Below are 19,565 nucleotides of genomic sequence, written 5' to 3'. Positions count from 1 at the left end.
AAGCGCTGATCGCGGAAAGCTTGAATTGCTCTGTGTACTTGCCCATGAATCCCCCAAGGGTTGGATTGGTGTCCAACTTCTTGGGGGCAGTCCAACCTGTGGGAGCGGGTTCACCCGCGAAGAAGGCCACACGAATCCGGCCCCTTGCTCTGCGCCATCTGCTGGATCCTGGGGCTGCAAGGCCGCCTCGAAGTCTCACCCGCGCATTCTCACGCCCAGGCTCCCACAGGAGCACCGCCGTACCTGTGGGAGCGGGTTCACCCGCGAAGAAGGCCACGCGAATCCGACCCCCTTGCTCTGCGCCAACTGCTGGATCCTGGGGCTGCAAGGCCGCCTCGAAGTCTCACCAACGCATTCTCACGCCCAGGCTCCCACAGGAGCACCGCCGTACCTGTGGGAGCGGGTTCACCCGCGAAGAAGGCCACGCGAATCCGGCCCCTTGCTCTGCACCAACGGCTGGATCCTGGGGCTGCAAGGCCGCCCCGAAGTCTCACCAACGCATTCTCACGCCCAGGCTGCCGATCAGGCCATTGAGGTCATTGCCGTCCACATCGCTGCTGTAGTCGGCACTGACGAACAGCGCGACTTTCGGCGTCACCCGCGCCACCAATCCCAAGCCCAGGTCCACGGTGGTGGAGTACCGGGAGCTGGAGATCTTGTCGACCTGATCCAGCTTCACGGTGTCCGAGTCGGTGAAGTCGTACCACACGTTGGTGCGCACGTAGGGCTCGATGGGCATCCCGCGAACGTTGTAGCGCCCCGACAATTTGGCACCGACCCGACCGCTCCAGCTCGGCTGACTGTCGAATGCCTGCAAGGTTTCTTCCTGCGCCCGGTTGCCAGGGAAGAACTGCTGGTTGATCAACTGCGCCTGGGGCTCGATCACCCAGCCACCGCCCAGGCCGATGGGATAGCCACCTTCCACCGAAAAGGTCATCGCATGGCCGCTGTCGTCCAGGCGCTGGCCGCTCTCCCCACGGCCATTGACGTCGATGCGGGTGCCCATGGCCACGGCATCGACGTGCCAGCCTTGCTCATGGGTCATGCTCCAGTACACCCCCAGGCTCTCGCCGCTGAGGTTGACGGCGTTCTTCTGCTTGTCGCCGAGCAACCGGCGCATGCCATTGAAGCTGCTTTGCAGGTTGTTGTGACCCACGAAAATACCCGCCCGATGCACGTTGCCATCGCGGGTTTCACGCACGAACAGGTCCGGGCCGATCGTCAATTGCTGGCTGGGCGCCTCCAGTTGCGCAGGCACCTGGGCGCCGGGCCTCGTGCCGCCAGGGAAGAACTGCGCCCATTGGCTGGCGACCAGGTCCGCAGTCGCCTGGTCGTGACGCTCGCTCATGCGTTCGGAGAAGGCGTTGAGCGTGCCCAGGCTCAGGCCGCTGGCGCTGACCGGATCCAGGGAGAGCTGCGGCACGGCCGGCGGCTGCATGAGACCGGCGAACGCGGCCTGTTCTTGCAGTTCGAACGCGAAGGTTTCCACCGGGGTTGCCAGGAGCAGCGACGTGGAAACCGCACAGAAAATCGCGTCGAAGCGCCAAGGGTTCGAGGTTCTTTTCATGGCGGATCTCCTCTGTTGTGTTGTTGTGTGTTGGCACAGCCCAAGAACCTGGCCTGATGTCACGAGCTGTACGACACAAAAACAGAGGGCGACCCAAACCAGCACGCCTGGGCTCGCAGGTACGCACAAAGGTGCACGCTAGAGGCCCGGCGCGAATTTTTTACGACACGTTGTAGAGTTCAGCTAAGGAGACGTCGCCGCTTGCGTCAAGAAAGCGTGAAAGACATGTAGAAGGACTGGTGAGGCTGATAACACATTGATTTAAATCGAAATTCAATCGCTGATATCGAGGTTCGTTCTTTGCCGTCGGCGGGCTATGCCGAATCATTGCTAGAGGCGGACTTCCACCGCCAGGGGCAAGTGATCGGAGAGGTGCGTCCAGGGCTTGTGCCCCAGGATCTGCGGCGCATGACTTTCGGCGTTGCGCAGGTAGATGCGGTCCAGGCGCAGCAGCGGCAGGCGTGCCGGATAGGTGCGGGCGAGCAGGCCGTGGTGGCGCTCGAACGCTTCGTGCAGGTCACGCTGATTGCCCAGGGTGCGGTTACCGCGCAGTTGCCAGTCGTTGAAGTCGCCAGCGATGATCACCGGGGCGTCGGCTGGCAGGCTGTCGAGCAATCGGCGCAACAGCTGCAATTGCTGTTGTCGGTGGCTTTCGAGCAACGACAAGTGCACGCAGATGGCATGGACCTGGCGCTGTCCGGGCACGTCGAGGATGCAGTGCAACAGCCCCCGGCGCTCGGGGCCGGTGATGGACACATCGAGGTTGCGGTGCTCGAGAATCGGGTACTTCGACAGCAGGGCATTGCCGTGGTGGCCATCGGGGTAGACCGCATTGCGGCCATAGGCGAAGTCGCTCCACATGCTGTCGGCGAGGAATTCGTACTGGGACGTCTGGGGCCAGCCAGGGTAGCGCGCGGCGTGGCGGTCATGGCTGCCGAGCACTTCCTGGAGAAAGACGATATCGGCCTGGGTACTGCGCACCGCCTCGCGCAACTCCGGCAGGATGAAGCGCCGGTTGAAGGCGGTGAAGCCTTTGTGGGTGTTGACCGTCAGCACCCGCAACCGGTGGACGGCCGGGGCTTGGCTGACGCTGGCGAAACCTGGACTGCCGGCTTCGGGGCTCACGGTCTCTCCTGCTCCGTTGGCTTGCCTGCTCTGCACAGCGTGGTACACCGGCTGTGCCTGTGGGCTTTGTCTTGCACTGGGCCGCAAGGCGGCCCCTGTGCGTCGGTTACAGTCTAGGACCGAACAGCCCGACGCGGGTTCACTCTTCCTCGCGCTGCAACGCCATCAGCAACACCGAGCGCCCCTTGACCTCGAACACGGCATCGAATGCCAGGTGCTGAGGCTTGCGCATCTGTGGCCGGTCGGTGTCGACCAGGCAGCTCCAGTAGTCGCCCTCGGGCACCGAGGGGAGCTGGAAGGGCACCGTGTCGTGGTAGGCGTTGACGATCAGCAGCAAGGTCGCCTCGCCGCCGGGACGGGCGATGCCGCTGACCTGGGCGCGGCCGTCCATGAGCATCCCCAGGCAGCGGCCATGGGGGTCTTCCCATTGCTCCACGCTCATCTCGCTGCCGTCCGGTGCCAGCCAGGTGACATCCTTGACCCCGATCGCTTCGTTGTAGTCGCCTACCAGGAATCGCGAACGGCGCAGCACCGGGTAGGCCAGGCGCAGGCGGGTCAGGCGTTTGACGAAGGCCAGTAGCTCGGCGCCTTCCTGGTCCAGGTCCCAATTGATCCAGCCGATTTCGCTGTCCTGGCAGTAGGCATTGTTGTTGCCGTGCTGGGTGCGGCTGAACTCGTCACCGGCGACGATCATCGGCGTCCCCTGGGCCAGCAGCAGGGTGGCGAAGAAGTTGCGCATCTGGCGCATGCGCAGGGCATTGACCTGAGGATCGTCCGTGGGGCCTTCGACACCGCAGTTCCAGGACAGGTTGTTGTCAGTCCCGTCCTGGTTGTTCTCGTCGTTGTCCTCGTTGTGCTTGTCGTTGTACGACACCAGGTCGCGCAAAGTGAAGCCATCGTGGGCGGTGACGAAGTTGACCGAGGCATAGGGCCGCCGGCCCCGGTTATTGAACAGGTCGCCCGATGCGGTCATGCGTGAGGCGAAATCCGCCAACTGGCCCTCATCGCCTTTCCAGAACGCGCGCACGGTGTCGCGAAAACGGTCGTTCCACTCGGCCCAGCCCGGAGCGAAGTTGCCCACCTGGTAGCCGCCGGGGCCGCAGTCCCAGGGCTCGGCGATCAGCTTGACCTGGCTGAGCAGCGGGTCCTGGCGGCAGGCCACCAGGAAACTGTGACGCTCGCTGTAGCCATCGTGGTAGCGGCCCAGAATGGTCGCCAGGTCGAAGCGAAAACCATCGACATGCATCTCGCCTGCCCAATAGCGCAGCGAGTCGGTGACCAGTTGCAGCACGCAGGGGTGGCTCAGGTCCAGGGTGTTGCCGGTGCCGGAGTCGTTGATGTAGTAGCGCTTGTCGTCGGGCATCAGCCGGTAGTAGGAGGCGTTGTCGATGCCGCGCATCGATAGCGTCGGCCCCAGCTCGTTGCCCTCGGCGGTGTGGTTGTAGACCACGTCCAGGATCAGCTCCAGGCCAGCATCGTGCAGGTGCGCGACCATTTCCTTGAACTCGGCGACCTTGCCGCTGGCCAGGTACTTGGGATGGGGCGCGAAGAAGGCGATGCTGTTGTAGCCCCAGTAGTTGTTCAGGCCCTTGTGCAGCAGGTGTTGGTCGTTGACGAAGGCGTGGATCGGCAGCAGCTCGATGGACGACACGCCCAGGTCCTTGATGTGTTTGAGCAGCTCGTCGTTGGCCAGGCCCGCGAAGGTGCCGCGCAGGGCTTCCGGCACGCCCGGATGGCGCATGCTGATACCCCGGGTGTGGGCTTCGTAGAGGATGGTGCGCTCCCAGGGGATCTGCACCCGCTGGTCGCGGCCCCAGGTGAAGGCCGGGTCGATGACTTTGCACTTGGGCACGAACGGTGCGCTGTCGCGCTCATCGAAGGACAGGTCGCCATCGGGGTGGCCGATGGTGTAGCCAAACAGCGCCTCGGACCACTTCAGCCCGCCCACCAACTGCTTGGCGTAGGGATCGATCAGCAGTTTGTTGGGGTTGAAGCGGTGGCCATTCTCCGGCGCGTACGGGCCATGGACCCGGTAGCCATAGACCAGCCCGGGATGGGCGTCGGGTAGGTAGCCGTGGTAGATCTCGTCGGTGTATTCGGGCAGCTCGATGCGCTCGAGCTCATGCTCGCCAGTGGAGTCGAACAGGCACAGCTCGACCTTGGTGGCGTTGGCTGAGAACAGCGCGAAGTTGACGCCCAGGCCGTCCCAGGTGGCACCGAGAGGGAAGGGCATGCCCTCGCGGATGCGTGACGGGGCGACGGAGCGGGTTTTCTTCGGGGTGCGGGGGCTCATGGCTGTCCTCATTGGCCGGATGAAAGGGCGTACCGATGTTTCTGGTGCTGGCCCCTTGGCGAGTGAACCCGCCCCACCTGCTCCGCAGTGCCCCCTGTGGGGGGCGGTTTACCCGCGAAGAAGAGACCACGCAGGCTCCTGCAGAAATCGCCGCAACCGTCAGGTCGGCGCAGCCCTTGTGGGAGCGGGTTTACCCGCGAAGGGGCCCGTCAGGGCTCAGCCAGCGGTCGGCTTCTTCGCGGCTCTTGGCTTCTTGGCTGCGGCCGGCTTTACCCCAGGCAAGGCAGCTACTTTCGGCTCGGCAGGGGCTTTGGGCTCAGCGGACGTCTTGGCGTCAGCCGCGGCCTTGGGCTTGGCGGCCGGCTTCTTGCGCGGTGGTACCTTGGGTGCCAGCGCCTCGGCTTCGGCCAGCTTGCGCGCCATTTCCCAGTGGCGTTCTTCCTGGCCTACGGGTTTTCCCTCCGACTCCCAGATCTGATAGGCGAATTCGCGAATACGTTTTTCATCGGCACTCATCATGACGCTCCTGGTGTTCAAGATTGTTGTATCAGCAGGTTGACCGGAAACTCCGCCAGCACAGTGTTCAAATACAGCTCCTTTGAAGGGCTGACAGCTGCACCGGAAAAAAGTCCCACGCAAGTGGCAGGCGACAAGGCAAACGGCAGGATCAGCCGGGTATCGTCCCAGTTCTGCGCCGGGATCAACGGGGTAGGAGCGTCGCCTAGCAGGGTGCTGCACAGGCGTGGCACCACCACGATGGCCCGGGCATCTTCGCCCAGGCGTGCGAAGGCCAGTACCTTGTCGGCATGTCGACCGTGCACGGTCAAGGGCAGGTAGGCGCCGCGCTGGAACAGCTGCGGGTGGGCCTGACGGGCGTCCAGGACCCGGGCGATCAGTGCCTGTTTGATACGGCCATCACGCCAGTGCGCCAGCAATTCGGCCAGCGGCACACTGTCGTCCAGGCTCGCCCGGCGCGTGGCGTAGTCCACCGGGCGACGGTTGTCCGGATCGACCAGGCTCAGGTCCCAGTACTCATTGCCTTGATAGAGATCGGGCACCCCGGGGGTGGTCATGCGCAGCAGGCACTGGGCCAGGCCGTTGAGCGCGCCGGGGCGGGCGATGCGTTGCGCGGCGTCGTGAAGGGAGCGGCGCAACTGTTGGTTCTGTGGCCCCAGCAACAGCTCGTCGACATAGGTTGCGCAGGCTTGCTCATAGGCTTCGTTTGGCGCGTTCCAACTGCTGCGCAGCTTGGCCTCGCGCAGCGCCTTTTGTTGCCACTGGCGTACACGCTCGGCATAGCGGCCCAAGGCCGTGATGTCCTGCACGTCCAGATCCAGCGGCCAACTGCCGAGCAGGGTCTGATACAGCAGCAGCTCGTCCCCGGGGCTCGGCGCTGGGCCATCGTTCAACATCTGCAGCAGTGGCGCGGCGAGCTCGCGCCAGTGCTCCACACGGCTGGCAAGCCACGGGGCGTGTTCGCTCAGCACCGCCAGCCGCGCGCGGCAGTCTTCGCCGCGTTTGTGATCGTGGGTAGCGGTGGCCAGCAGGTTGTCCGGAAAATCCCGCAGGCGCTGCTGGGCCTCGTTGTGGAACCAAGCTGCATCGGCGCTGAACCGTTCGGCCTCGAAGCCCACATCATTGCGCGAGAGCAGGCGTCCCGAGCGATAGAACGCGGTGTCTTCCACCGCCTTGGCCGCGCTCGGTGCTGTCAATTGCTGGAAGCGCACGCAGGCATGGCGCAGGTGCTTGCGTGGCAGGCCGCGTGGCAGTTGGCGCCAAGGTTGGCCGCCCAGCCAGTGCTGCAGGTGCTCGAGCAGCGGCCAGTCGGCTTCCGCCAGGCTCTGCCGGGCGCCGGCCAGGGCTTGTTGGAAGAACGCCTCGTCTTCGGCCGGACGGCCGCAGGCATTGATGTAGGTGCGGTACACCGGGTAGTGCTCGACCAACGCCTGCAAGGCACGCCGGATCGCGCCGAGGGTCAGGTCGCGGGTCATCAAATCGCCACGGGCCACCTGCAACAAGGCTTGGGCCACGGACTCGCAGTCGCCGGCCAGGCTGGCATTGAGCACCAGGTGTCGGGCCTGACGTACCTCCTCGGAAAAGTCCGGGCGTTCGCTGACGCTGCTCCACAGTTCGGTCAAAGGTGCTTCGCCGGCCGGGTCGTGCTGCAACAGCGAGACCTGGTTCATGAACTCGTAACCGGTGGTGCCGTCGGTGCGCCAGTCCCGGTGCAGGCGCTCGCCCGCCCCGAGGATCTTCTCCACATAGATCGGAAAATGCGCCACGGCTGCCTGCACAGGGCGCCGTGCGAGCAGGCCGTCGACCCGTCTTCGCAGCTTGCGGCAGTACTGGCGAGGATCGGCCAGGCCATCGATGTGATCGATGCGCAGACCGTCCACCAGGCCGCGCTCGATCAGCTCGAACAACTTGGCGTGGGTCGCCTCGAACACCACCGCACGCTCCACGCGCAGCCCGCCCAGCTCGTTGATATCGAAAAACCGCCGCCAGTTGATGTCATCGGCCGCGGTGCGCCAACTGGCCAGACGATAGGTCTGATGCTCCAACAGCAGGTGCAGGCGCTTGAAGCCCGCTTCGGTGCGGCTGTCGAAGGCGGCCAGGGCGTCGTCGAGGCTCGCGCCTTCTCCGACCAGACGGGCCAGCTCGGCCTGCAGGGGCAATGCCTCGGTCAACGGATCGGCGGCCTCGCGCAAGGCACTGAAGCGCTGCGCCAGCGCCCGTACTTGCGGGTGTTCGCTCTGACCGAGGATGTGCCCGTAGTCCAGCGGGCAGATGGGGAAACGGTGCTCGTAATGGGCGACTTGCAGCATTCCCTGGTCGGCCTCGAACGTCAGCGGAATTTCGCCGTTGTGCAACGCCACGCCGTAGTCATTGCCCAGGAACGGCAGCAGCAACTGCCCGGCCAGCAGCGGGTCGCTGGAATGCCACTGGATGTCGAAGAACGCTGCATAGGGACTGCGCCGGCCCCAGGCCAGCAGGCTCTGCCACCAGGGGTTGTCGGCGCCGCCCACGGCCATGTGGTTGGAAACCGTATCCAGAATCAGGCCCATGCCGTGCTGGCGCAGGGCGGCGACCAGGCGTTCAAGGGCTGCTTCCCCGCCCAGCTCCGGGTTGACCTGGGTCGGATCGACCACGTCGTAGCCGTGGCGCGAACCTGCACGGGCCTTGAGGATGGGCGACGCATACAGGTGGCTGACCCCCAGGCGGGCGAAGTAGGGCACCAGGGGTACCGCGTCGTCGAGGGTGAAGTCACTGTGCAGTTGCAGGCGCACCGTGGCGGTCAACGGTTTCATCGGTCACGCTCCCAGGCTTGTTCGCGGGCTTGGGCCAACAGTTCCAGGCGCCGGGCGGCGTCCTCGTCGTCGAGCAGCTCGCGCACGGGGCGGGCGAAGCGACGACGCCAGTTGGGGTGGCCGTCGGTGGTGCCGGGCAGGTTGGGTTGCTCGTCGCAGCCCAGCAGATCCTCGAGCGGTACGAGTACCAGCGGGGCGCGGGTATGGCCGACGTAACGGATCGCCGCGTCGATCAGCGCGTCATTGTCGGGCAGGGCGCCGTAGTTGTGCTCCAGCGTGCGGCGCAGGCCATCGCGCTCCAGTTGGCGGGTGTGGCGCCAATGCAGTTCGGTGGCCGCGTCCACCCGTTGCAGGCGGTGGTTCCAGTCGATGTCACGGGCTTGCAGCCAGCCGGCCAGGGGCGCCAGGTCATGGGTGCCGGTGGTGGCCAAGGCGTTGTCCGGCCAGTCGAGGATCGGCCTGAAATGCCCGGGCGGCTGCTGCTCGAACGGCAGCACGCGCATGCCCAGCACGGCCTTGTCCGCCAGGGTTTCGCGCAGGCCGTCGGGTACCGTGCCCAGGTCCTCGCCGAGGATCACGGCCTGGTGGCGCACCGACTCCAGGGCCAGCAGGCGCAGCAGGTCGTCCAGCGGGTAGTTCAGGTAGGCGCCCTCGCTGGGGCGCGCCCCCCGTGGGATCAACCACAACCTGCGCAGGCCCATGACGTGGTCGATGCGCAGGCCGCCGGCATGGGCGAGGTTGGCTCGCAGCATTTCGATGAACGCGCGGTAGCCATTGCGTTTGAGGCCTTCCGGGGAGAACGCGCAGATGCCCCAGTCCTGACCTTGGCGGTTGAGGATATCGGGCGGCGCGCCGACGTTCAGGTCGGCCAACAGTTCGTCCTGGCGGCTCCAGGCCTGGCTGCCGGCGCCGTCGGCGCCCACGGCGAGATCCGCGATCAAGCCCACGGCCATGCCGTTGCCGCGTGCGGCCTCCTGCGCGCGTTGCAAGCCGCGCTCGGTGAGCCACTGGCAGAAGGCGTGGAACTCCACCTGGGCCGGATAGGCGCTGGCAAAGGCTTCCACCTCGGGGTGATAGGGGTCGTGCCAGGCCGCTGGCCAGTTGCGCCAGTCCGCGCCCAGGCCTCGGGCCATCGCCTCGGCCTGCAGCAACTGGAACCGACAGTGGTGCAGCAGGGCCTGGCCACCGGCCTCACGGTAGCTGTCGAAGTCCTTTTGCAGCGGGTGGGCGCCGCGGCTGAAATCCTTGTACAGCGCCTGCAGCAGCCGGTGCCGGGCTTCGGCGGCGCGGGGCCAGTCTACCAGCGGCAGTTGTTCCAGCTCATCGAGCAGCGGCTGCAACTGGCAGGCCTCGATCGCCATGCGCACCTCCCGCTCGCCCAGCAGTGCGGCAGGGCTGGCGTACAGGGTATTGAGCAGCAGGCGGCTGGAGGGGGAGTACGGGCTGTAGTGACGCTGGTCGATGGCCGACAAGGCGTGGATCGGGCTGATCGCCAGGGCGTCGGCGCCCCGTTCTGCCGCGGCGCGGGCCAGTTGCTCCAGGGCCAGGCAGTCGCCGTAGCCGCCGTCACCGGGGCGGCGCAAGCTATACAGCTGGACCGCCAGCCCCCAGCAGCGGGGCGGTGATTGCTCGGTCGCGTCGTTCAAGGCATGGCAGCGCAGGGGCGCGACTGCCAGTGTGAATGGGCGGTCGTCGATGGTCAGTTGGTGATAGCCCAAGGGCAGTTCACCCGGCAGTTGCGCCTGGTCATCAAGGGCGAGGGTCAGCGGGTCGCCGTTTTCGAGGGTGCACTGCACCGGGCTGCCGGGCGTGAAGTAACGCGCCAGGTCCAGCGGCAGGCCCACGTCGGCAGTGAGCAACGGCGGCAGGTGATCGACATCGTCGGCTTCATCGAGCGCCTGCAGGCTGGCGGCGATGGCGGTTTCGTCTTCGGCGGGATGGCCAAGGCCGGCCAGCACATGGCGCAGCACATCATCGCTCACCTGCTGGGGGCGGGCATTGGCGTCGACCCAGTCGCGGGCCAGGCCTACCCGTGCGGCCAATCGATGCAATGGCAATTCGCTCATGGGGCCTCCTGGTCGGGTGGCAGCAGGCTGACCACGCAACTGTGCGCGGGCAGGGTGGTGTCGAGGTGGGCCGTGTCGCTGCTGTCGAACAACCAGCGCTCGACCGGGGGCAGTGCCACCGATTGCGGCTCATTGGCCAGGTTGAGGTCGATCCGCAGCTCGCTGCCATCGCCCAGGCGCCAGCGTGCGGTCAGGGCCCGTTCGCCCAATACCGTGGCGCCCAGGGCGCGGGTGCCTGGCAGGTGGGGGGTGACATGTAGCCGGCGCAGGGTCAGCAAACGCTGGTACAGCCCATGCCAGCCGGCCACCACCTCCTGGGCCGCGAGCTGCGAGGCATCGAAGGTGGCCTGGGCGTTGGGGTCGGGGATGCGCTCGCGCTGCACGGGGTCGGCGAACGCCGCAAAGTGGGCGAACTCGGCGCGGCGTCCTTCGCGCACTGCGTCGGCCAGCGCATCGTGGTGATCGGTGAAGAACAGAAACGGCTGGCGGCTGCCTTCTTCATCGCCCATGAACAGCAACGGGATCATCGGCGCCAGCAGCAGCAAGCCGGTGGCCGCGCGCAGTGCGGGGGGCGGGCAGAGGCGGGTCAGGCGTTCGCCCAGGGCGCGGTTGCCGATCTGGTCGTGGTTCTGCAGAAACAGCACGAACGCGCTGGGCGCCAGGTGCCCGCTGGGTTCGCCCCGTGGCGTGCCATGGCGGTTGGCCTGGCCCTGGAAGACAAACCCCTCGCCCAGGCTGCGGGCCAGTTTTTCGATCGGACGGTCCTTGTAGTCTGCGTAGTAGCCTTCCGTTTCGTCGGTCAGCAAGACGTGCAGGGCGTTGTGGCCGTCGTCGTTCCACTGGGCGTCGAAGCCTTGCTCGAGCAGCGAGGCCTGGTTGTGTTCGTTTTCCAGCACCAGCCATACCTGACGTTCAGGTGCCACGTCGGTGCGTACACGCTGGGCCAGCTCGATGAGAAAATCCGGCTGGTCGATGGCATGCACCGCGTCCAGGCGCAGGCCGTCGAAGCGGTAGTCGCGCAGCCACATCAGGGCGTTCTGGATGAAGTATTCGCGCACCTGGGGCTGGCGAAAATCGATGGCGGCGCCCCAGGGGGTCTGCCGGTCTTCGCGAAAGAACGTGCTGGCGTATTGGTGCAGGTAGTTGCCGTCGGGGCCGAAGTGGTTGTAGACCACATCGAGCAGCACCATCAGGCCATGGCCATGGGCCTCGTCGATCAAGCGACACAGCTCGGCCGGGGTGCCGTAGGTATGTTGTGGGGCGAACGGCAACACGCCGTCGTAGCCCCAGTTGCGTGTCCCCGGAAACTGCCCCAGCGGCATCAGCTCGATGGCCGTGATGCCCAGCCCGGCCAGGCGCGGCAGTTCGCGTATGACCCCGGCATAGCCGCCCAGCAAGCCGACATGCAGCTCCTGGATCACGGCCTCGTGCCAGGGGCGCCCCTGCCACGGGTGGCGCCAGGGGTAGCCGGATATGTCCACCACCTGGCTGGGCCCCTGCACGCCCTCGGGCTGGTAGCGCGACGCAGGGTCAGGCACCTGCAGGGTGCCGTCGATTCGATAACGATAGCGGTCACCGACCTGGCAAGGCGCCAGGCCGGTGAACCAGCCACCGGCTTCAGGCAGCAGTTCGACCGCAGGTTGTTGCTCCAGCTGCAAGCTCACGCTGCGCGCATCGGGCGCCCAGAGGGCGAAGCGCGCCGACGTGGCGTCCAGCAAGTGTGCGCCATGCCTTTGCATCTTCGGTGCCCTCGCTCAGTAGCGGCCGACGTGGGCCTGGCAGACCAGTTCCTCGTACAGCTTGGCGTAGGGTTCCACCGCTTGGCACCAGTTGAACGGCTGGGTCATGGACAGGCAGCGCATGGCGTTGAGCAGGTCTTTCTTGCCGTGCACATAGAACGCCCGGGCGAGCGCGGCGCGGTAGCTCTGGACCGTCGATTCGTCGAACAGGAAACCGGTGACACCGTCCTCGATGGTGTCGGCCAGCCCTCCGGTGTTGCGCGCCACCGGCAGCGAGCCGAAGCGCTGCGCGTACATCTGGCTCAGGCCGCAAGGCTCGTAGCGAGACGGCATGAGGAGGAAGTCGCTGCCGGCGAACATGCGTCGTGCATCGGTTTCGTTGAAGCCGATGCGCACGCCGATCCGCCCCGGATAGCGCAGGGCCAGCTCACGCATGGCTTGTTCTTCCTCCGGTTCGCCCCGGCCGATGATAGCGATCTGGCCGCCCTGTTGGACGATGTAGTCGGCCACGCCGAGTGTCAGGTCCAGGCCCTTTTGATAGACCAGGCGCGAGACCACGGCGAACAACGGCCCGTCCGATGCCTCGAGTTGGAACAGCGTGCGCACTTCTTGTGCGTTGCGCGCTTTGCCGTCCCAGTCATTGAGGCTGAAATTGTGCTGCAGGTGCTTGTCGGTGGCCGAATCCCAGCTTTCGTCGATGCCGTTGGGAATGCCGCCGAGCAGGCCTTGCTGGGCTTTGCTCGCCAAGAAGCCATCCAGGCCGCAGCCGAACTCGGGCGTGGTGATCTCCCGGGCGTAGGTGGCGCTCACCGTGGTGATATGGCTGGAGTAGGCCAGGCCCGCCTTGAGGAACGACAGTTTGCCGTAGAACTCCATGCCTTCCTGTTGCAGGGCATGGTCGGGGATGGCCAGCTCCGGGCAGCAGCCCCGGCTGAATACGCCCTGGTAGGCGAGGTTGTGGATGGTGAACAGGGTCGGGGTGTTCAGGCCGCGCCAGTGCATGTAGGCCGGTGCCAGGCCTGCCGGCCAGTCATGGGCGTGCACCAGGTCGGGGCGCCAGTGGATCATGCCTTCGCCGGCGGCGATTTCCGCAGCGGCCAGGCCCAGGCGGGCGAAGCGGATGTGGTTGTCTGGCCAGTCGCGGCCATTGTTGGCGCCGTAGGGCGTGCCGTCGCGCTCGTACAGTTCGGGGCAGAGCAGGACATAGATGACCAGGCCATCGGCCAGGTCCATGCGCCCGATCTTGCAGGGCGGCAGCGCCGCGTGCCCGCCCAGTTCACCGACGATATGGATGGGGTTGTCGCTGTCGACCACCTGGCGGTAGCCGGGAATCAGCACACGGACATCGTGCAGATGGGACAGGGCTCGGGGCAGGGCCGAGGACACATCGCCCAAACCACCGGTCTTGACCAGGTCGGCGATCTCCGAGGTGACGAACAGGATCTTGCGCTTGTGCTGATTGTGACGGCGCTGGGCGCCAGGTGCCTTGGCTGTCGTGGCGAACGCTGGCGGCAGCGGTTCGCGGTTGTCCGGGGTGAATGTGTCTACGTGAGGTTCGACAGCGGCACTGATCATACTTCTCTCCGTCCCTTGTATCGGGTGGCTGGCACCCTTTGGCGTTATGTCGTGTTGGTTCTCTCTAATTCATATCTTCGTCGTGCGGTCCATGCCCCAGGGTCGTGCGCACAAGCACCGTGCAATCGGCGTTCCAGCCGAAGGCAGTTGAGCTGTTTGGGGTGTGGGTGGGCCGAAGCGGGGAAGTCCCCTGTGCATTGGCCTACTTAGTTCCTGACTCGCCGATTTGTAGGAAAGTTTCTTTTTTTTCCGTCTGGTTAGCCAGGCGGTTTGGCGGGCAGAATCCCGAGTGTAGGAGAGGTTGCGTTACATTTGTGACCCGCTGGTCATTTAAATGATGACCGTGCCCACGCGCAAACGTTGGCGGGTTGTCACAGGATGTAAATGTACGAAATAGAGAGGTCGCCCGGCGCACAGTCGACTGTAGAACGGGTAGCGGCAGCGCAGAATGGGGGGACGGGGAAGGGGGCTTGCCGAGTGGGAGCCATCAGCTCCCACGAAGAGCGACGCGGATCAGAGGTGGAAGGTTTTGTCGTTCTCGCAGCGGGCCTGCTCGAGCAACTGGTTCAGCTGGGCGACCTGCTGGCGCAGTTGGTCGCGTTCATCCTTCAGGCGGCGCAGCTCGTCACGGCGCACGGTGACATAGAGGGTCTGGGTGGGGGTGGCAGGCATCAGGGTACCCATGGAAACACCTCGCGTTTCTGGCTGGTGACAATTTCAAGCGTAGACGCTTGGCGCGGCGGCATTCTGAATTCTTTTCCTGGCCTTGGGAACTTTTTTGTTTATCGTTGTCGCCCCGTTCGTCGGTGAACCCTCGAGCGGGACGCTGGACTAATCTGAAAACCTGAACCGCGTTGTCATCCATTTCATAAGGGGAGCATCGACACATGCAACTGGGAATTGTCGGGCTGGGCCGCATGGGCGGCAACATCGCGAGGCGTCTGATGCTCGCAGGGCATCGGACCGTGGTCCACGACCGCAATCGCGACGCGGTGATGACCCTGGAAGGCGAGGGCGCCCAAGGGGCCCACGACCTCGGTGCGTTGGTACAGAAGCTCAAGGCGCCTCGCGCGGTATGGGTCATGCTGCCCGCCGGCGAACCGACCGAGCAGACCATCGCCCAGTTGGCCGAGCTGCTGGAGCCGGGCGATGCGATCATCGATGGTGGCAACACCTTCTATAAAGACGATATGCGCCGGGCCACCGAGCTGGCCACGCTTGGCCTGCATTATCTGGACGTCGGCACCTCTGGTGGTGTCTGGGGCCTGGAGCGCGGTTACTGCATGATGATCGGTGGCGAGAAGGACGTCTTCGAACGCCTCGAGCCGCTGTTCAAGGCTCTGGCTCCCGGCGTGGGCGACATCCCCCGCACTCAAGGCCGCGAAGGCGAACATGGCCGCGCCGAGCACGGCTACATCCACGCCGGCCCCGCTGGCGCCGGGCACTACGTGAAGATGGTGCACAATGGCATCGAGTACGGCCTGATGCAGGCCTACGCCGAAGGCTTCGACCTGCTGCGCAGCAAAGGCGGCAACGAACTGCCCGAAGACCAACGCTTTGACCTGGACGTGGCCGAGATCGCTGAAGTTTGGCGCCGGGGCAGTGTGGTCACTTCCTGGCTGCTGGACCTGACTGCCGACGCCCTGGTGGCCGATCCGCAACTGGCCCAGTTCAGTGGCTCGGTGTCCGACAGCGGTGAAGGCCGCTGGACCATCGATGCCGCCGTGGAGCAGGCCGTGCCGGTACCGGTGCTTTCCAGCGCGTTGTTCGCCCGTTTCCGCTCGCGCCAGCAGCAAGGCACCTATGGCGACAAGATCCTCTCGGCCATGCGCCTGGGCTTTGGCGGTCACGTCGAGAAAGGCAAATGACGCCACAACGCATACCTGCCGCGCCGCCTTGCACGCTGTTCCTGTTCGGCGCCAATGGCGATCTGGTCAAGCGCCTGCTGATGCCGGCGCTGTACAACCTCAGTCGCGATGGCCTGTTGGACCGCAACCTGCGCATCGTCGGCGTCGACCACAATCCGGCCACGGCCGAGGCGTTCGCCGAGCGCCTGCATGCCTTCATGGTCGAGCGCGACAAGGGCGGGGAGGGCAGCAACAAGTGCCTGGACGACAAGGTCTGGGCTCGCCTTGCCAAGCGTCTGGACTACCAGACCGGTGACTTCCTGAGCCCGGCCACCTACGAGGCCATCGGCAGGCGCATCGACAAGACTGCCCATGGCAATGCCATCTTCTACCTGGCCACCTCGCCGCGCTTCTTCCCGGAAGTGGCGCAGCGCCTGGGCGATGCCGGCCTGCTCGATGAGTCCGGCGGCGGTTTTCGCCGGGTGGTGGTGGAAAAGCCCTTCGGCACCGACCTTGCCAGCGCCGAGGCCCTCAATGCCTGTTTGCTGGGGGTGATGAGCGAGCGGCAGATCTACCGGATCGACCATTACCTGGGCAAAGAGACGGTGCAGAACATCCTGGTCAGCCGGTTCTCCAACGGGCTGTTCGAGTCGTTCTGGAACAACCATTACATCGACCACGTGCAGATCACCGCCGCCGAGACCGTCGGTGTCGAGACCCGTGGCGCCTTCTACGACAACACCGGCGCACTGCGCGACATGGTCCCCAATCACCTGTTCCAACTGCTGGCCATGGTCGCCATGGAACCACCGGCCGCCTTTGCCGCCGACGCCGTGCGCAGCGAGAAGGCCAAGGTGATCGGCGCCATCCGACCCTGGTCGCAGAAGATGGCGCTCAAGCACTCCGTGCGCGGCCAGTATGTGGCCGGCAAGCAGGGGCGCAAGCGCCTGGCCGGGTATCGCCAGGAGCCGAACGTCAGCCCTGATAGCCGCACCGAAACCTATGTCGCCCTCAAGGTGATGATCGACAACTGGCGCTGGGCCGGCGTGCCGTTCTACCTGCGCACCGGCAAGCGCATGAGCGTGCGTGACACCGAGATCGCCATCTGCTTCAAGCCCGCGCCTTATGCGCAGTTCCGCGAGTCGGAGCTGGAGCGACCCAAGCCCAACTACCTGAAAATCCAGATCCAGCCCAACGAAGGCATGTGGTTCGACCTGCAGGCCAAGCGGCCTGGGCCTGAGCTGGTGATGGAAAACGTCGAGCTCGGTTTTGCCTACAAGGACTTCTTCAAGATGACCCCGGCCACCGGCTACGAAACCTTGATTTACGACTGCCTCACCGGCGACCAGACCCTGTTCCAGCGCGCCGACAACATCGAGAACGGCTGGCGCGCGGTACAGCCGTTCCTGGATGCCTGGGCCAGCGGTGGAGAGGTGCATGAATACCCCGCCGGCGAAGACGGCCCCGAGGCGGGCGACGAGCTGCTCACGCGTGACAAACGGGAGTGGCACACCTTGGGATGAAGGGGCGCAAAGCGCCCCAGACCGACAGTCTTACAGAGGAGCCCTCATGCCAGCCCCGATCGAAGACTACGCCCTGCTCGGCAACTGCCGCAGCGCTGCCCTGGTCAGCCGAGATGGCTCCTTGGACTGGCTGTGCGTTCCGCGTTTCGATGCCCCGGCGGTGTTCGCCGCGCTGCTGGGCAACGAAGAAAATGGCCGCTGGCGCCTGGCACCCAGCGACCCGGTCGAAACCGTCAGCCGGCGCTACCTCGATGACACCCTGGTGCTCGAAACCATCTACACCACCGCCAGTGGCCGGGCCCGCGTCATCGACTGCATGCCCCTGGGCGAACACAACGCCGTGGTCCGCATCGTCGAAGGCCTGGCCGGCGAAACCGCCTTCGAGATGGACCTGGTGTTGCGTTTCGACTATGGGCGCAGCGTCCCGTGGGTGGAGAGGCTCGATCCGTGCACCCTCAGCGCGGTCGCCGGCCCCGACCGGATGATCCTGCGCAGCACGGAGCCGGTGCACTCGCGCGACTACCACAGCGTCAGCCGATTCCGTGTCCTGGCTGGCCAGCGCCAGGTGTTCAGCCTGCGCCATCAACTCTCGCATCTGCCGCCACAACCGGCCTTCGACGTCGAGCAAGCCCTGGAAAAGACCATTACCCAATGGCAAGCCTTCGCCGCCCGTTGCCCGGATGTCGGCCCTTGGACGCCCTTGGTCCGCCGTTCCTTGCTCACCCTCAAGGCCCTGACCTACGCACCCACCGGCGGCATGGTCGCCGCCGCGACCACTTCGTTGCCTGAGCGCGTGGGCGGCGAGCGCAACTGGGACTACCGCTATTGCTGGCTGCGCGATGCCACCATGACGCTGCTGGCGCTGATGAACCTCGGCTACTTCGACGAAGCCCAGGCCTGGCGTGAATGGCTGCTGCGCTCGGTGGCCGGTAACCCCGAGCAGATGCAGATCATGTACGGCCTGGCCGGTGAGCGCGACCTGCAGGAGTTCACCCTGCCGTGGCTGAGCGGCTACGAGCACTCCCGCCCCGTGCGCATCGGCAACGCTGCCTCGGCGCAACTGCAACTGGACATCTATGGCGAACTCGCCGACGCCATGACCCAGGCGATCCGCGGTGGCCTGCCCCGGCACCCGCGCAGCTCGGCCATTGCCCGCGCGATCCTGCCGTACCTGGAGCGCATCTGGCGCGAGCCGGACGAAGGCATCTGGGAAGTGCGCGGCGGGCGTCAGCACTTCGTGCACTCCAAGGTCATGGCCTGGGTCGCCTTCGACCGCGCCGCAAGCCTGGCTGAAACCACCGAGGAAGACCGCGAGCGCGGCCGGCACTACCGGCAAGTGGCCGACCAGATCCATCGCGAAGTCTGCGGCCAAGGGCTCGACCCCACGGGCCAATACTTCGTCCAGGCCTATGGCTCCCGGGAGATGGACGCAAGCCTGTTGCAGATCGCCTTGACCGGCTTCCTGCCCGCGGACGATCCGCGATTCCTACGTACCCTGGCCCAGATCGAAAAACGCCTGCTGCGCAATGGCTTGCTGCTGCGCTATGACAGCGACCGCTGCAGCGACGGCCTGACGCCGGGGGAGGGGACGTTCCTGGTGTGTTCGTTCTGGCTGGCGGACGTGTATGTACTGCTCGGTCGGCAGCAAGAGGCCCAGGCGTTGTATGAACAGTTGGTGGGGCTCTGCAATGACGTGGGCCTGCTGGCCGAGCAATACGACCCGGTGGGCAAGCGGATGCTGGGGAACTTCCCCCAGGCGTTCAGCCATATCGGGATCATCAATACGGCGTTGAATCTGCATCGGGCGCAGTGTCCGGTGCGTGATCGGGCAGGCACAATGTAGAGCTGATCAGTAGGCACTGATGTAGGTTGCGCAATAGTGATCGTGCAACCTGCCACGAGTTATTCAAACGGCGTTTTCTTCATCGCCGGAATTAATCGTTTTCTTTATTGCTCGGGCCAAGCCTTTCGGTGAGTTTCTCGATAGGCTTGGCCGAAACAATCATCAATCGTGATGCTTGTGCTTCTTGTGCTTGTGTTTCTTGCCGGAGTTGTGGCTGCTGTGGTGGTGATCGTCATCGGCCATGCTGTTGCCGATTGCGCTGCCCGCCGCGCCGCCCAGGCCGGCACCGATGGCGCCACCGGTGGAACCGCCGACCTTGTTGCCCAGCACCTGGCCGCCGGCTGCGCCCAGGCCGCCGCCGATGGCGGCTTCGGTTTTCTTGCCGTCTTTGGCCGACACCGCACCACCTGCCGCGCCGCCGACACCGGCGCCGATCGCGGCGCCTGTGCTACCACCGATGGCCTGACCGACCACACTCCCCAGTGCACCGCCGACACCGCCGCCAACAGCGGTGTTGGTGGTTTCGCCAGCGATGGCGTACGAGCTGGCCATCAGGGTGAAGAGTGCGATTACAGGAAATGACTTGCGCATGTTTTACAGATCTCAGGATGAATCAAGAGTGCGAAGTCTGCGGCCCGGCGTGGGCACGGTCAACGAAAAACCGATGGGCTCTGGACCC

At 65.3% G+C, this 19,565-nt stretch carries 13 protein-coding genes; 3 read left to right on the top strand and 10 right to left on the bottom strand.

Annotation, left to right across the window (positions count from 1 at the left end; genetic code table 11):
* Positions 1-490 precede the first annotated feature (490 nt).
* The 9 genes from ACNFCH_RS08090 to ACNFCH_RS08050 form a co-directional block, all read right to left on the bottom strand.
* On the bottom strand, positions 491-1,567 hold the full coding sequence (locus ACNFCH_RS08090; protein WP_337158998.1) for an autotransporter outer membrane beta-barrel domain-containing protein: 1,077 nt from the start codon (positions 1,565-1,567) through the stop codon (positions 491-493).
* Between the two features lie 330 nt (positions 1,568-1,897).
* Entirely contained in the window at positions 1,898-2,692 is a 795-nt protein-coding gene (locus ACNFCH_RS08085; RefSeq protein WP_337158997.1) for an endonuclease/exonuclease/phosphatase family protein, read from the bottom strand.
* A gap of 139 nt (positions 2,693-2,831) precedes the next feature.
* Positions 2,832-4,985, bottom strand: coding sequence for a glycogen debranching protein GlgX (gene glgX / locus ACNFCH_RS08080; protein WP_337158996.1), 2,154 nt, complete (start codon positions 4,983-4,985; stop codon positions 2,832-2,834).
* Between the two features lie 216 nt (positions 4,986-5,201).
* Positions 5,202-5,501 carry a DUF2934 domain-containing protein gene (locus ACNFCH_RS08075; RefSeq protein ID WP_416742604.1) on the bottom strand — a complete coding sequence of 100 codons (300 nt, stop codon included), beginning with the start codon at positions 5,499-5,501 and terminating at the stop codon, positions 5,202-5,204.
* A 17-nt stretch (positions 5,502-5,518) separates the two neighbouring features.
* Positions 5,519-8,293 carry a malto-oligosyltrehalose synthase gene (locus ACNFCH_RS08070; protein WP_416742603.1) on the bottom strand — a complete coding sequence of 925 codons (2,775 nt, stop codon included), beginning with the start codon at positions 8,291-8,293 and terminating at the stop codon, positions 5,519-5,521.
* Positions 8,290-10,359: a 4-alpha-glucanotransferase gene (malQ, locus tag ACNFCH_RS08065; protein ID WP_416742602.1), complete on the bottom strand. Its 2,070-nt coding sequence runs from the start codon at positions 10,357-10,359 to the stop codon at positions 8,290-8,292. The genes ACNFCH_RS08070 and malQ overlap by 4 nt, the downstream gene beginning before the upstream one ends.
* Complete coding sequence (gene treZ, locus ACNFCH_RS08060) at positions 10,356-12,098, bottom strand: malto-oligosyltrehalose trehalohydrolase (protein WP_416742600.1); 1,743 nt, start codon at positions 12,096-12,098, stop codon at positions 10,356-10,358. The genes malQ and treZ overlap by 4 nt, the downstream gene beginning before the upstream one ends.
* Positions 12,099-12,113: 15 nt before the next feature.
* Positions 12,114-13,673, bottom strand: coding sequence for a glycogen synthase GlgA (gene glgA / locus ACNFCH_RS08055; RefSeq protein WP_337158991.1), 1,560 nt, complete (start codon positions 13,671-13,673; stop codon positions 12,114-12,116).
* Between the two features lie 513 nt (positions 13,674-14,186).
* A complete protein-coding gene (locus ACNFCH_RS08050) occupies positions 14,187-14,357 on the bottom strand; it encodes a DUF6026 family protein (RefSeq protein ID WP_337158990.1) in 171 nt (56 codons plus the stop codon).
* Positions 14,358-14,560: 203 nt separating this feature from the next.
* Here ACNFCH_RS08050 and gnd point away from each other — a divergent pair, with 203 nt between their 5' ends.
* From gnd to ACNFCH_RS08035, 3 genes are read left to right on the top strand one after another with little or no spacing between them, the layout of a single operon-like run.
* Positions 14,561-15,541: a phosphogluconate dehydrogenase (NAD(+)-dependent, decarboxylating) gene (gnd, locus tag ACNFCH_RS08045; RefSeq protein WP_337158989.1), complete on the top strand. Its 981-nt coding sequence runs from the start codon at positions 14,561-14,563 to the stop codon at positions 15,539-15,541.
* Entirely contained in the window at positions 15,538-17,043 is a 1,506-nt protein-coding gene (zwf, locus tag ACNFCH_RS08040) for a glucose-6-phosphate dehydrogenase (protein WP_337158988.1), read from the top strand. The genes gnd and zwf overlap by 4 nt, the downstream gene beginning before the upstream one ends.
* A gap of 46 nt (positions 17,044-17,089) precedes the next feature.
* On the top strand, positions 17,090-18,886 hold the full coding sequence (locus tag ACNFCH_RS08035; protein WP_337158987.1) for a glycoside hydrolase family 15 protein: 1,797 nt from the start codon (positions 17,090-17,092) through the stop codon (positions 18,884-18,886).
* 162 nt (positions 18,887-19,048) lie between these two features.
* On the opposite strand, the gene ACNFCH_RS08030 is transcribed toward ACNFCH_RS08035, so the two are convergent.
* Positions 19,049-19,477, bottom strand: a complete 429-nt coding sequence (locus ACNFCH_RS08030) for a glycine zipper domain-containing protein (protein WP_070092691.1) — start codon at positions 19,475-19,477, stop codon at positions 19,049-19,051.
* Between the last annotated feature and the right edge of the window lie 88 nt (positions 19,478-19,565).

Origin of the sequence: Pseudomonas sp. NY15354 (assembly GCF_048068075.1) — a bacterium.
GTDB classification, from domain to species: domain Bacteria; phylum Pseudomonadota; class Gammaproteobacteria; order Pseudomonadales; family Pseudomonadaceae; genus Aquipseudomonas; species Aquipseudomonas guariconensis_C.
Note: the sequence above shows the minus strand (reverse complement) of the source record. Positions and strands in the feature narration are given on the sequence as shown.

What these genes read in the sequence shown, in the direction of transcription:
- ACNFCH_RS08090 (WP_337158998.1), bottom strand. Translation starts at nt 1,567, where the DNA reads ATGAAAAGAACCTCGAACCCTTGGCGCTTCGACGCGATTTTCTGTGCG.
- glgX (WP_337158996.1), bottom strand. Translation starts at nt 4,985, where the DNA reads ATGAGCCCCCGCACCCCGAAGAAAACCCGCTCCGTCGCCCCGTCACGC.
- ACNFCH_RS08075 (WP_416742604.1), bottom strand. Translation starts at nt 5,501, where the DNA reads ATGAGTGCCGATGAAAAACGTATTCGCGAATTCGCCTATCAGATCTGG.
- ACNFCH_RS08070 (WP_416742603.1), bottom strand. Translation starts at nt 8,293, where the DNA reads ATGAAACCGTTGACCGCCACGGTGCGCCTGCAACTGCACAGTGACTTC.
- malQ (WP_416742602.1), bottom strand. Translation starts at nt 10,359, where the DNA reads ATGAGCGAATTGCCATTGCATCGATTGGCCGCACGGGTAGGCCTGGCC.
- treZ (WP_416742600.1), bottom strand. Translation starts at nt 12,098, where the DNA reads ATGCAAAGGCATGGCGCACACTTGCTGGACGCCACGTCGGCGCGCTTC.
- glgA (WP_337158991.1), bottom strand. Translation starts at nt 13,673, where the DNA reads ATGATCAGTGCCGCTGTCGAACCTCACGTAGACACATTCACCCCGGAC.
- ACNFCH_RS08050 (WP_337158990.1), bottom strand. Translation starts at nt 14,357, where the DNA reads ATGGGTACCCTGATGCCTGCCACCCCCACCCAGACCCTCTATGTCACC.
- gnd (WP_337158989.1), top strand. Translation starts at nt 14,561, where the DNA reads ATGCAACTGGGAATTGTCGGGCTGGGCCGCATGGGCGGCAACATCGCG.
- zwf (WP_337158988.1), top strand. Translation starts at nt 15,538, where the DNA reads ATGACGCCACAACGCATACCTGCCGCGCCGCCTTGCACGCTGTTCCTG.
- ACNFCH_RS08035 (WP_337158987.1), top strand. Translation starts at nt 17,090, where the DNA reads ATGCCAGCCCCGATCGAAGACTACGCCCTGCTCGGCAACTGCCGCAGC.
- ACNFCH_RS08030 (WP_070092691.1), bottom strand. Translation starts at nt 19,477, where the DNA reads ATGCGCAAGTCATTTCCTGTAATCGCACTCTTCACCCTGATGGCCAGC.